Source organism: Flavobacterium fryxellicola, assembly GCF_900143245.1.
Classification (GTDB): Bacteria; Bacteroidota; Bacteroidia; order Flavobacteriales; family Flavobacteriaceae; genus Flavobacterium; species Flavobacterium fryxellicola.
Genome location: NZ_FRDK01000002.1, coordinates 271,511 through 284,200, shown reverse-complemented (window position 1 = coordinate 284,200; position 12,690 = coordinate 271,511). Strand labels below are relative to the sequence as shown.

The window sequence follows — 12,690 nt, the reverse complement described above, 5'->3', positions numbered from 1 at the left end:
TGTATAAACTTAATTTTAAAAAATGACAACAATTATAATCGAAGACGAAAAACCCGCAGCGCGATTGCTTCAACGAAAACTGGAAAAGCTAGATATTAAGGTGGGAGTGATGCTGCATTCAGTCGAGGAAGCTATTGAGTGGTTTTCTACAAATTCGCATCCAGATTTAATTTTTCTAGACATTCAATTGTCCGATGGTTTATCATTTGAAATATTTGAATACTTCATATCCGCTAAGTGTGCCATAAAAAGCGCCGTAATCTTTACAACAGCTTATGATGAATATGCGCTTCGTGCTTTCAAATTGAATAGCATCGATTATCTTTTGAAACCCATTGACGAAGATGATCTCGAAGTTGCTGTTGCTAAATTCAAGTCGCTTTTGCCAAAGCAAGAATTACAACCTCAAAGCCTTGGAATCGATTTTGAGCAAATCAAAAGGATGCTGACCAATCCGTTTGATAAAAATTATAAAAAACGGTTTACGGTAAAAATAGGCCAACATTTGAAAGTGATTTCCATTGATGAAATTGAATGTTTTTTTAGTGAAAATAAAGGAACCTATTTGCATACTTTTGACAAAAGGAATTATTTAATCGAATGTACTTTGGAACTTTTAGAGCAGGAATTAGATCCCGCAGATTTCTTTCGGATCAGTAGAAAATTTATAATTCCGCTGAAAGCAATCAAAGAAATTGTCGTGTACAGCAACTCTCGTTTGAAAGTTATTTTGCCTTCGTATAAAGAGGAAGAAGTGATTGTGAGTAGAGAAAAAGTATCCGATTTTAAGACGTGGATTGGATAGTTTTACAACATAAAAAAAACTGTTTCAATTGAAAGTCAAAATGCCCCAAAAGGAAATTTTTGAATCTAACAATTGAAACAGTTTTAAGTCCGTTTAGGAATTAAAAATTAATCAAATAATGATTTAATTTCTTTTTCTGTCTTACCTAATTTTTGCTGTAATTTACCCCACATTTCATCTTCTTTACCTTCATCATAAAGTAAATCATCGTCCGTCAAATCAGCAAATTTTTGTTTCAGTTTTCCTTTCAACTCATTCCAGTTTCCTTCAATCTCTTTTGAATTTGGCATAATATCTAAGTTTTAAATTACTATTTGTTCTTTACAAATTTCGTTAATTTAAAGGCTAAAAATGTTATATAATTCTATTGAACTATTTCATAATTCCTATAGAATACGTTTTCTTATTTTAAATTGTACTACTCAAATTTGTTGCAACTACGGTTGTAGTAAATGTTAAAGTGGTTTAGTTTAAAGGTATGGTAATGCGTGTATTAAGTTATTAGTATAGATTACATCTATAATGGTTTTAGACCTTAAAACACGCCTTTCTAATCCCAATTATCACAAAAATTAAAACGGTATAGATTATAAAAAACGGGATGATGTATTCTATTAAATTGAGAGACAGCATGACAGCTATAATGAGTAATTGAAAGCCCAATCCATAAATACTGACTACGGTCATAAACCAGTTAGGAAAGGTTTTTACTTTGTACGCATCTTTGTCTAATGTGTGAATTATTTTGTCAAATAGACCGTAAACGATTGTGTAAACAAAGAATAAGATATTAACAGATTTTTGAGTTTCTCCAGGTAAAGCACGAGGGGATTTGTATTCAAAAATTTTACTAGTTGTATCTCCGCCAACCGATTTGTTTCTTAAAATCACATAGTAATAATTGTATAATGTTCCCTGCAATTGGATGCCGATAAAGGCTAAAATTGTCAGCCAGATACTCGTTTTTGAGACATAACAAATCGCCATCAAAAATAGAAAATTAAGAATTATATCGAAAACGCTATCAAGATACCTTCCTGTGTAAGATGGTGTGTTTTTTATCCGTGCTAATTCGCCATCAGCAGCATCGATTCCTGATTTTAAAACGATAAAAAATCCAGCCCAAAAATACGATCCGTCAAGAATGCTGTAGATAGCAAATAAACCTGAAACACCAAAAAGTAACGTAACATGTATGGGTGTAAAGCGGGTATTTTTTAATTGATTGGCTAGAAAGTTCCCGAAGGTTCTTCCATAGTCTGATAAATCTAAAAATTTATCTTGAGCAGCTAGTTTTGACATTTTAATAGTTCGTAAACAAAGGTAAATGTGACAATATAGTCAACGGTGAAAATTTTTTATAAGGCAATTTTCTTCGAATTAGATTCTAAAACAGTATAAAATTGTACACCAAATAAGATTGTTGCTAATACGATATGTATGGTTTGGGTGCCAAATGGGAAATAAAAATAGTACATTGCTATTCCAGAAAGAATCTCTATCAATAGTATTACCATTACCCATTTTATTTTCGAAAAGCCTAAACCTAACTTGCTGTTTAGTAAAAATAAATACAAATTTGTTAGTAATACTATTATTGAAAAAGAACGGTGAATATAAAATATGATCGTAGGATTTTGAAGCCACATAATTTCTGGTGCACCAGTTTTTGCTATGATATCGACTTGTTCTCGGACATCTGTTCCCAATACGATTTGGATCAGTGTAAGAACCAAAGAGAGAACTAGAATAAAGTTGAATTTGGTATTAAAAATAATTTGTTTTCTATTTTTTTGTACTGTGTAAATAACAATTAATTGAAAGGCTACGATTAACAAAGCCGCCAGCATGTGAGTAGTTATTTTAAAAGGACTTAAATCAGAATCCACCACTGTTTTGCCTAACCACGCTTGAAATCCCATCAAAATACAAACCAAAAAAGTAAGTAAGATGAGTTTTTTATTTGCTGCCCAATAGCCAAAAGATAAAATAAAAGTGATGATACATGCGATTCCAGCTAATGCGCCTAATAAACGATTGATATACTCTACCCAGGTATGCAAGGGATTGAAGATGGCGTAATCGTGTTTGGTATATTTTTCCCATTTGGATGCGTCAAAAGTTGGCTTGGAGGTAAAATCAGTTTTAGCAACTAGTAGCGATTCTTCTTTAATGATCACTTGACCTTTATCATATTCTTTGCCAGCAGTAAACAGTAATTCTTTTTGTTCTGTTGGTGGAATGTAATATCCAAAGCATTTTGGCCAATCAGGACATCCCATTCCAGAACCTGTGAGTCGCACAAATGCACCTGCAAAAATGACTAAGTATACAAGAACTAAAGCTATTTTGGCTGATTTTAAAAAGTATTTTTGCATTGGAAATAAATTTTTGTAAAATTATCTTTTTTTGTTTTGGAAAGAGAATACACAATAGTTAAACTTTAATTAATCCTAATTTTATTGCTTTTTTCAACATGAAATCATAAGCAGCTTGATATTCATTTGGTATTTCACCTTCTAGAATCGCTTCTTTAATCGCTTCCTTCAGCGTCCCAATTTCTTTAGACGGCTTCAAGTTAAAGAGCTCCATAATTTCCTCTCCTGAAATAGGCGGTTGGAAATTACGCACTTGATCACGCTCCTCTACTTCCACAATTTTCTTGCGGACGATTTCAAAATTGTTGTGGTATTTTTTGAATTTATTGGGATTTTTGGTCGTAATATCTGCTTCGCACAATGTCATTAAATTTTCGACATCTTCGCCTGCATCAAATACCAAGCGACGCACCGCAGAATCCGTCACCGTATCTTGGGACAGGACGATAGGCCGTGAACTCATCACCACCATTTTTTGTACAAATTTCATCTTTTGGTTCAAAGGCAGGTGTAACCGTTCAAATATCTTTTTTGCCATCTTACCACCCAAGAATTCGTGCCCGTGAAAAGTCCAGCCTTGTTTTTTATTGAAACGTTTTGTTGGAGCCTTACCTATATCATGCAAAAGCGCTGCCCATCGCAGCCATACATCATCTGTATAAGGACAAATGTTATCAACAACTTCGAGTGTGTGGTAAAAATTATTTTTATGGGTATGTCCTTCAATTTCCTCTACCTGATTCAAAGCGGTCAATTCTGGCAAGATAATATCTAAAAGTCCTGTTTTGAACAAAAGCAAAAATCCTATGGAAGGTTTATCTGTCAGAAGGATTTTGTTGAGTTCATCAACAATCCGCTCTCCCGAAATAATCTTGATTCGTGCCGCATTTTTTGTAATCGATTGTAACGAATTTTCTTCAATTTCAAAGCCCAATTGGTTGGCAAAACGAATGCCTCGTAACATACGTAAGGGATCGTCAGAAAAAGTAATATCCGGATCCAAAGGCGTTTTTATTATTTTATTTTCTAAAGCAACCAAACCGTCAAATGGATCGGATAGTTCTCCAAAATTTTCTCTGTTTAAAGATAGTGCCAAAGCATTTATCGAAAAATCGCGTCGGTTTTGGTCGTCTTCCAGCGTTCCATTTTCGACAACTGGATTCCGACTTTCAAAATGGTACGATTCTTTTCTTGCGCCTACAAACTCAATTTCGGTATCTTCAAAACGCAACATGGCAGTACCATACGTCTTGAAAACTTGAACTTTTGGTTTCTTTGGAAGTAATTCAGAAACTTTAAGTGCCAGTTCGATACCGCTTCCTACGGCTACGATATCAATGTCTTTTTTAAAGTCTCTGTTTAAGATCAAATCTCTCACAAAACCACCAATTACATAACTTTTAATGTTTAGTTCTTGGGAAGCTTGAGCGATGACTTCGAAAATTTTATTATGTAATGCCGATTTATAATTGTTTAAAGTAGTCACAGATTCACAGATTTTTTTCAAAATATTATTTGATTATTCTTTTGTATTCAAGGGAGGTCTTATTGAAATTTACTAAAATTGCAAGTTTATAACCAGAAACATGCAAATAATTCAACATTGAGAAATATGTTTTTCATGGAGTGAATCAGTAGGTTTTATTTCAAGTATTATTTTATTTAAAACGACAAAATCAGAGTAGAATTTGTGATTTAAAATAGTGCCTTTATGAGGAACTACATATTTTTTTTCTCTTTCAAAAGGAATATTAATTTTGTTTAACTCATATTCAAATGCATCTTTAGACACAATTTCTGAAAAGCCTTTGCCAAGATTTTTATGAACTTCTATCAAAGCGCCAATGATTTTATAGGTATCTTCTTCGTATAAGTAGTTCGACATATATTGATCTTTAAATAAAATACTTTGTGATTAAAATAGATTCTTTGTTACTACTAAAATTTATATTTCTTAATCAGTGAATCATTGGCAAAAAAAAAGCTACTTTCGAATAATTTTAACCTGGCTATCAGCGCTCAGTTTTATGATTGTAGACGGTTTTCCAGCAATTTTATCGCGATGCAAATTTACAATATAGTCCACACCTTTTATAATCTCTGGACTAATTTCTTTAAAACTTTTTGGTGTTGGCTGCCCTGAAATATTTGCCGAAGTAGAAACTAATGGCTTTTTCATCTTTTCCAGTAGTTTAAAGCAAAAAGGCTCTTTTACGATTCGGATTCCCAGTGTGTTGTCTGGACCAATTAAATTTGCGGCTACATTTCGGGGCTTATCCAGAATTAAGGTTGTTGGATTTTCAGATAATTCTATGATTTGCCAAGCCACCTCTGGAATTTCCTTGAAAACATTGTACATCATTTTATCTCCATTCATCAAAACAATCATGCTTTGACTTTGTGCTCTTTTCTTGAGTTTATAGATTTTGGCAACAGCCTCTGGATTTGTGGCATCACAACCAATTCCCCAAACAGTGTCAGTTGGATAAAGGATTATACCGCCTTCTTTTATTATTTCGTGGGCTTTGAATACTTCGTCGTTAATTTCCATTTACAATAGTTTTATATTCTTTTAAAGTCTTTTGTGCCATTATGGTCGTAGTATAGTACTTCATGAGATTTTCTCTCGAAATAGCAACAAAATCAGCTATCAAATTCTCGTTTTTGAATAGATATTCAAGTTGACTTGCTATTATTTCTGGGCTTTGCTTTGGGGCTAATAAGCCATTTATTCCATCTTTTATAATTTCAGGAATTCCGCCAACATCAGTGCTGATAACGGGTATTTTATGATAAAAACTCTCATAAATAACTTGTGGAATTCCCTCGCTTTGAGAGGTCAGTACTAGAGCGTCAAATTGCGGGATGAAATTCGAAGCACTTGGCATGTATCCTAAAAACAGAATGTTTTTTTCCAAATTCAAGTTTTTTACGCTTGCTAATAAATCGTCAGTTCGATCCGTATAATTTCCAATTTGAATAAAAATAAAATCAGTTCTCTTTTGAATATTCACTATTATATTCACGGTTTCAATCAATGTTTCGAAATTTTTTGCTCGAATGTGATTGCCAATAACTCCAATTATTTTTACAGAAGGATCAATAGTAAATTTTTCTCTCAATAAAAAAGGAGTTTGTGTACTTTTAGTACTAATATTGGTCCCGTGGTAAATCGTTATCAACTTTTCTTTATCAATTATTGATGCCGCCGTGATTCTTTTAGTCTCTTCTGAAACGCATAAATATTTTTTAATTTTAAAATAATTATATTTATAAAGTGTTCCCTTTTTATTTTTGATGGGAAACGATGTCTTTTTGCTGAAAACAAAAGGGGGTAAACTGGAAAATTTATCGGCAATAATCGCTAAAACGATCGCTGAAGGATCATGCAGGTGAATAACATCAGCCTTATATTTTTTGCTCAGCCTTATTATTTTTAATACAAAACGAACATCTAGATTAATAGATAAAGGAGCTGTTTCTGTTGTGATACTGGTTTTAGAAAGTCGCTGATGAAAAAGCTCGTCTTTTACGCATAGCACTACATTGTTTACTTCTGGATTTGATGCTGCCAACTCGAAACATAGATTTTCGATATGGTTTTCACCGCCGCCCCAACTTTTAACTGCTGAAATATGTAAAATTGTCATTCTTTTATTATTATTTAAAGCTGGTTTTTTACTTTTTTGTACATCACTATTTAACTTAAAATCCAATTCCGATTGCTGAGAAATACGCAGCAAAACACCCGTTGTATCCTCAAGGATCGCTACTAAAAAAAGGGATTAGTTAAATTTTTTGGTAAAATTACATTAAATTTTTTAAGTGTTGAATTCAATACCTACTTTTGTCATTCAATTCTTCTTTTTATGAAATATATCTTTAATCCTTCTTTTCAATCTTCTGAGAAACGAATTAAAACCTGTGTTACTAATTTTGATTCAGAAGGAAAACTATTTGGTGATGGTCAAAGAAATAAGATTAAACTGTATGACTTAGGGGATAAAACGATTAATATCAAGTCTTTTAAAATACCAAATCTTATTAATCAGGTGGCGTACAAGTATTTTAGAAAATCAAAGGCCAGACGCTCATTCGAGTATGCTAATCGATTGATTGAAAATGGTATTGGAACACCACAACCAATTGCTTACGCTGAAAATTTTAAATTCTCTGGTCTCGAAGAAAGCTTTTATATTAGCGAACACCTTCTGTCCGATCTAACTTTTAGAGAATTAGTGCTGCATCCAGAGTATCCCGATCATGAAAATATTTTACGTCAGTTCACTAAATTCACTTTCGATTTACATGAAAAAGGAATTGAATTTCTGGATCATTCGCCTGGAAATACGTTGATTAAAAAGAGGAGTGGGAATCAATATGAATTTTTCTTGGTGGATCTAAACCGAATGAATTTTCACGGCGCGATGGACTTTGAGATGCGTATGAAAAATTTTAATCGGCTTACGCCAAAAACAGAGATGTTGGCGGTGATGAGTGATGCGTATGCAAAACTATATCATAAAAAATACGATGTTGTTTTTGCTAAAATGTGTTTTTATACCAATGATTTTCAGACACAATTTCACAAGAAGATTGCTCGTAAAAAGAAATTATTGTTTTGGAGATAGCGACTTTTTATTCCAAAGTACTTCTAATTCTTGGTATCGAATATAAACAGAATTGGCATTTAGATAACAGATAATCAACCCTTTTTTTGCATCAAGAAATCCTAATCGCGCAATATAATTGAACATAAAATTATATGCGGGATGTAAAAAGCGCAATAAAAAGGAAGGCTTTTGATTTTTAAGAAACTTCTCCTGTGCTTTAAGTTTTCCGTAGCGGATGGTTTTTTCTTTATACCCATCATAACTGGAATAGGAATAATGAATGAGTTTGTTTTTTAGAATACCTACGTTTCCCTGTACTTTTAATTTTTCGTGCACAAGTCTATCTTTACTGTATTCTGCATTGTTTTTGTTAAAAAGTCTAAATATTTTGTCTGTTTGATTTCCGCTGAAATGCAGTACTTGTTCTTGAAACATAAAGGTACGTTGGAAAAGAAAAGCAGCAATTGTTTCGTTATTTTTTACTGTCGTTATAACTTCTTTTTTTAAATCAGGAGTTAGTCTTTCATCTGCATCAAGAAATAAAACCCAGTCGTTTCTTGCTTGAGCTACAGCAAAATTTCTTTGTGAAGAATAATTTTCAAATTTATGTTGGATAAAAGTTACCTTTTTAAATGAGCGACAAATCGCTGCTGTTTGATCTGTACTAAATGAATCCACAACAATAATTTCATCAGCAAAATCCAAGTCAGCTAATAGTTCCCTAATTTGATTCTCCTCGTTTAGAGTGATTATTAAAACTGAAATTTCAGTATTGGAATTATGATTCATTAGTTTTGTCTGTTTTACAAAAATAAAATATTCTGTTGTACTTCAAACTTTGACGTTAGTCATTATTTTAAATGTGTTTGTAAAAAAGTATTTAATGCAGGATAAATCAACTCTGGAGTAAACTCTTTATAAAAGGCTGCAGTTTCTTTTTTTATAATTTTAGCGGATATTCCTTCAAATAAATTGGGTTTGAATTCTTGGAGGTGCAGTGAAACATGATTAACACCATCTTCAAAAGTAGCCCATCCTTTTTTATCAATCCACGGGGAAAAAATGATAAAGGAAGGTTTTTCTAAAGCTTTTGCCATATTTATAGCGCCACCATCATTACCAATTATTAAGTCACAAGAATCCATTATGGCAATAAACTCTCTTATATTTTTTCCTAAAGCTGTAGGGTAGATTTTAGATTTAGTTGCTTCTTTACATCCATCGTAAATTAGTTTGGCTTCTCCAGATTGCTGTGGCATGTAATTAAAGAGCAAATTAACATCGCCTTTTTCAGCTATGAAATCAATGAGTTTTGACATGTAGTCCAGTGGATAGGTTTTATCCAAACTGCTTCCAATAATGCTAAGCATGATTGTTTTTTTTGACCTATTTATTGCTTGTGATTCAAAAAGCGATGTTGCAAATTCTTTTTCCTTTTGTGAAACATAAATTCTAGGGAAAGTTTCTAATTTAATATCGAGATGCAGAGGATCTAGTAACGACAAGCGCTGCTCGATGATTAAACCTAAATTTGTACTTGATGCTTGTTTTCTTTTGATTGTATCGGTGTAAAGGAAGTCTCTTCCTTTTTTCCAGTAGGAAATTTTTTGTTTTGCTCCCGAAAATAGTACTACCAGCCAGCTTTCTAACTTGGAATAAGCATCGATAACGATATCATATTTTTCGGCACGAATGGATTTTAATAATTTAAAATATTCCCATTTGCTTGTTTGATGCTTTTTTTCAAAAAGGACTAAACTATCAAAACTTGAATTGCCTTCTACAACGGCTCGTGTAGATTCATAAACCATATAATCTATTTGAGCATTTGGATACGCTTTGCGCAAATTATCGCATAATAGGGAGCTTACTAAAACATCTCCAATCATCTTCTGCTGAATTACAAGTATTTTCATTTGACGTGAATTTAGAAAAATTATACTTTTGTTTTCAAGTAATTCATAGCACGAGGACTAATCCATGTTTGGTTTTGCAGTGCATTGAAATAATAAACAGCTAGGTTTTTAAGCATTAAACGGTTCACTTTTAACTTTGGAATAAAAAATAAAAATAGACTTAAAAGAGATAAGAATGTTTTCTCTGCAAGAACTCCTATAATCAATACACTTTGTAAATATAATTGAATTCCTGTTGAAAATTGATTGCTAACATAAACGTGTTTCGAAATGATTACTTCCGTTTTTGTGAGGGCTTTTGTCTTAACATTTAATCGGGACGCACCACCATGTTGGTGGAATATGCTTGTTTTTCTCGTGACCGCTACTTTTCCTCCAACGTGCGTTATCTTTTTACAAAGGTCTACATCCTCAAAATACAACCAATAATCTTCATTCCAGCCTTTTATTTTTCGGAACCATTCCCGACTTATAAAAATAACGGCTCCCGTTACCCAATCAGGATAAAAAAGAGCATCAGTAGTATTGAAACGTTTTTGCAGTTTTGTTTTGTTCCACTTTCTAAAAAGGGATCTTGAAATACCAAAAAAGCGACCGAAAGCAGGAAATAAATTATTCTGTTTGTAAAAAACATCATTTTCATTTATTTGCAAACAAGATAAAATTCCGATTTCAGGATGTAAAATAGCGGTTTGCAAAAGAATTTCTAGGGCTTCAAAAGTGAGTTTTGTATCTGGATTCAAAAAAAGGAAATGGTTTCCCTGAGCCATACTTGCACCAAAGTTGCACCCATTTGAGAAACCATTATTACCAGAATTTTCTATAAATGTAAAACCAGAATACTTTTGTTTAAAAACAGCGAATTGCCCATCATTAGAAAAATTGTCAACAATTATGACTTCAAAAGTTAAAGTGTTAGTATTGATGGACTCAATAGAGACTAAACAGTCATCTAAGGCTTTCCAACCACGGTAATTAACAATAATTATTGAAATATCCAATAGGTCTTTTTTATTAGTGTTTTTGAACAAGACGGATTAAACCGCTACGTTATATTCGCGCAACGCATCATTCAAAGAGGTCTTTAAATCAGTGGACGCTTTTCGTTGTCCGATGATCAATGCGCACGGAACTTGAAAATCTCCTGCAGGAAATGATTTAGTGTAACTACCCGGAATCACTACAGAACGAGCAGGAACAAATCCTTTCATTTCAACCGGAGTTTCGCCCGTGACATCAATGATTTTTGTAGAGGCTGTCAAACAAACATTGGCACCTAGAACCGCTTCTTTACCCACATGAACACCTTCAACTACAATGCAACGAGAACCAATAAAAGCCCCATCTTCAATTATTACAGGAGCGGCTTGCAACGGTTCTAAAACACCACCAATTCCTACACCACCGCTCAGGTGAACATGCTTGCCTATTTGTGCACAACTTCCTACTGTTGCCCATGTATCCACCATAGTTCCTTCGTCAACATAAGCACCTATGTTTACATAACTTGGCATCAAAATTACACCACTTGAAATGTATGCTCCATAACGCGCGACTGCATTGGGAACTACGCGAATTCCTTTTTCGGCAAAGTCTTTTTTTAATAACATTTTGTCGTGATATTCAAAAATACCGGAATGTAACGTTTCCATTTTTTGAATAGGGAAATACATAACAACCGCTTTCTTTACCCATTCGTTTACTTGCCAACCTTCAGCTACTGGTTCAGCCACACGCAATTTTCCGGTGTCTAATAATTCAATAACTTCTCTGATAGCATCAGTAGTTGTAGTTTCTTGTAACAAAGCACGGTTGTCCCAAGCTTGTTCTATAATCAGTTGTAATGGATTCATTTTTTTGATAATTTTTGACAAAGATAGGATTTTTAACCAAAAGCAAAAAGTCAATTTGATTTCAAAATGTTATATATTTGTATATTAAAATGGATGTGCTATGGAAACTATAAGACTTGAATTTAATCCGAATATCAAAGTGAAAATTTTAGAATTATTGAGTTCTTTTTCTTCGGATGAATTGAAAATAGTTCAGGAAGATGAAGATTTTGATGAAAATAAGAAAAAATTGAATATCGCTTATAATAAATTGAAAAGTGGTACAGCAAAATTTTATACTATAGAAGAGGCAGATGCCATATTTGAAGAAACAATTTCTAAATATGAAAATTAGACTTCAAGACGATTTTTTGTTTGTCTTAAATAATCAGGTTGATTATATTTCGAGAGATAAACCAGCTGCAGCTAGAAAGTTTAAATCAGAATTACTTAAAAATATCAAAAAAGATTTAAAATACCCTTTTCATTACAAAAAGTCAATTTATTTTGATAATGAAAATATAAGAGATTACGTTTTCAAGGGGTATATTTGTGATTATGAAATTAATGTACTACAAAACACCATCTTTGTTTTCGGATGTATCAAACACAAAGCTTCACTTTAGTTTTATTAATCATCATTTTTACCTTTGAAAAAAAATATAAATAAATGCCAAGAATTCTAGCTATAGATTACGGACAAAAACGCACTGGAATAGCTGTTACGGATGAAATGCAAATCATTGCTTCCGGATTAACAACGGTTCCAAGTGCAACAGCAATCGTTTTTTTAAAGGATTATTTCTTCCAAGAAAAAGTAGAAGCTGTACTTATTGGGGAGCCCAAACAAATGAATGGAGAACCTTCAGAAAGTGCTTCGATCATTAAGGGTTTTGTAACCCATTTCACTAACCATTTTCCGGATATGAAAGTGATACGGGTAGATGAACGATTTACTTCAAAAATGGCTTTCCAATCTATGATAGATAGTGGACTAAACAAGAAACAACGGCAAAACAAAGCGCTCATCGATGAAATCTCAGCAACAATTATGTTGCAAGACTATTTAACTCGAAAAAGGATTTAAAATAGCAAATGGATAAAGCTTTTTCTGCTAAAGCGGTTTGATAAATGTAACTTTTTAGT

15 protein-coding genes and 1 pseudogene are annotated in these 12,690 nt (G+C 32.9%); 5 read left to right on the top strand and 11 right to left on the bottom strand.

The genetic code is table 11. From position 1 onward, the window contains the following. Positions 1–22: 22 nt before the first annotated feature. Positions 23–805, top strand: coding sequence for a LytR/AlgR family response regulator transcription factor (locus BUA03_RS04905; RefSeq protein WP_066078204.1), 783 nt, complete (start codon positions 23–25; stop codon positions 803–805). A 107-nt stretch (positions 806–912) separates the two neighbouring features. On the opposite strand, the gene BUA03_RS04900 is transcribed toward BUA03_RS04905, so the two are convergent. The 7 genes and pseudogenes from BUA03_RS04900 to BUA03_RS04870 all read right to left on the bottom strand — a co-directional run bounded on the left by BUA03_RS04900 (position 913) and on the right by BUA03_RS04870 (position 6,833). Then, a complete protein-coding gene (locus BUA03_RS04900) occupies positions 913–1,095 on the bottom strand; it encodes a CsbD family protein (RefSeq protein WP_066078207.1) in 183 nt (60 codons plus the stop codon). Positions 1,096–1,333: 238 nt separating this feature from the next. Next, positions 1,334–2,107, bottom strand: a complete 774-nt coding sequence (locus BUA03_RS04895; RefSeq protein ID WP_066078210.1) for a CDP-alcohol phosphatidyltransferase family protein — start codon at positions 2,105–2,107, stop codon at positions 1,334–1,336. Between the two features lie 56 nt (positions 2,108–2,163). Then, positions 2,164–3,183 (bottom strand): COX15/CtaA family protein, encoded by a 1,020-nt coding sequence (locus BUA03_RS04890; protein WP_066078213.1) that lies wholly within the window; start codon positions 3,181–3,183, stop codon positions 2,164–2,166. 58 nt (positions 3,184–3,241) lie between these two features. After that, positions 3,242–4,669 carry a CCA tRNA nucleotidyltransferase gene (locus tag BUA03_RS04885; RefSeq protein ID WP_066078216.1) on the bottom strand — a complete coding sequence of 476 codons (1,428 nt, stop codon included), beginning with the start codon at positions 4,667–4,669 and terminating at the stop codon, positions 3,242–3,244. Between the two features lie 25 nt (positions 4,670–4,694). Further along, positions 4,695–5,068 (bottom strand): annotated as a pseudogene (locus BUA03_RS04880) (GxxExxY protein). Positions 5,069–5,167: 99 nt separating this feature from the next. After that, the gene (locus BUA03_RS04875; RefSeq protein ID WP_066078219.1) at positions 5,168–5,734 is read right to left on the bottom strand and encodes an L-threonylcarbamoyladenylate synthase; all 567 of its coding nucleotides are present in this window, start codon (positions 5,732–5,734) and stop codon (positions 5,168–5,170) included. Further along, positions 5,724–6,833 (bottom strand): glycosyltransferase family 4 protein, encoded by a 1,110-nt coding sequence (locus tag BUA03_RS04870; RefSeq protein WP_066078888.1) that lies wholly within the window; start codon positions 6,831–6,833, stop codon positions 5,724–5,726. The genes BUA03_RS04875 and BUA03_RS04870 overlap by 11 nt, the downstream gene beginning before the upstream one ends. 219 nt (positions 6,834–7,052) lie before the next feature. On the opposite strand from BUA03_RS04870, the gene BUA03_RS04865 reads away from it, so the two are divergent. Further along, a complete protein-coding gene (locus BUA03_RS04865; RefSeq protein WP_066078222.1) occupies positions 7,053–7,814 on the top strand; it encodes a lipopolysaccharide kinase InaA family protein in 762 nt (253 codons plus the stop codon). On the opposite strand, the gene BUA03_RS04860 is transcribed toward BUA03_RS04865, so the two are convergent. The 4 genes from BUA03_RS04860 to BUA03_RS04845 form a co-directional block, all read right to left on the bottom strand. Next, a complete protein-coding gene (locus BUA03_RS04860) occupies positions 7,797–8,585 on the bottom strand; it encodes a glycosyltransferase family 2 protein (protein WP_066078225.1) in 789 nt (262 codons plus the stop codon). The two genes, BUA03_RS04865 and BUA03_RS04860, sit on opposite strands and share 18 nt — an antisense overlap. Positions 8,586–8,647: 62 nt before the next feature. Further along, entirely contained in the window at positions 8,648–9,712 is a 1,065-nt protein-coding gene (locus tag BUA03_RS04855; RefSeq protein ID WP_066078228.1) for a glycosyltransferase family 9 protein, read from the bottom strand. 20 nt (positions 9,713–9,732) lie between these two features. Beyond that, the gene (locus BUA03_RS04850) at positions 9,733–10,713 is read right to left on the bottom strand and encodes a glycosyltransferase family 2 protein (RefSeq protein WP_169807435.1); all 981 of its coding nucleotides are present in this window, start codon (positions 10,711–10,713) and stop codon (positions 9,733–9,735) included. Between the two features lie 36 nt (positions 10,714–10,749). Beyond that, on the bottom strand, positions 10,750–11,565 hold the full coding sequence (locus BUA03_RS04845; protein WP_066078892.1) for a 2,3,4,5-tetrahydropyridine-2,6-dicarboxylate N-succinyltransferase: 816 nt from the start codon (positions 11,563–11,565) through the stop codon (positions 10,750–10,752). Positions 11,566–11,665: 100 nt separating this feature from the next. Here BUA03_RS04845 and BUA03_RS04840 point away from each other — a divergent pair, with 100 nt between their 5' ends. Genes BUA03_RS04840 through ruvX form a run of 3 tightly spaced genes read left to right on the top strand, consistent with a single transcriptional unit; the run spans position 11,666 to position 12,631 of the window. Next, positions 11,666–11,899 carry a hypothetical protein gene (locus BUA03_RS04840; protein ID WP_066078234.1) on the top strand — a complete coding sequence of 78 codons (234 nt, stop codon included), beginning with the start codon at positions 11,666–11,668 and terminating at the stop codon, positions 11,897–11,899. Next, complete coding sequence (locus tag BUA03_RS04835) at positions 11,889–12,170, top strand: type II toxin-antitoxin system RelE/ParE family toxin (RefSeq protein ID WP_066078237.1); 282 nt, start codon at positions 11,889–11,891, stop codon at positions 12,168–12,170. The genes BUA03_RS04840 and BUA03_RS04835 overlap by 11 nt, the downstream gene beginning before the upstream one ends. Before the next feature lie 44 nt (positions 12,171–12,214). Beyond that, positions 12,215–12,631, top strand: a complete 417-nt coding sequence (gene ruvX / locus BUA03_RS04830) for a Holliday junction resolvase RuvX (RefSeq protein WP_066078240.1) — start codon at positions 12,215–12,217, stop codon at positions 12,629–12,631. Positions 12,632–12,690: the final 59 nt, after the last annotated feature.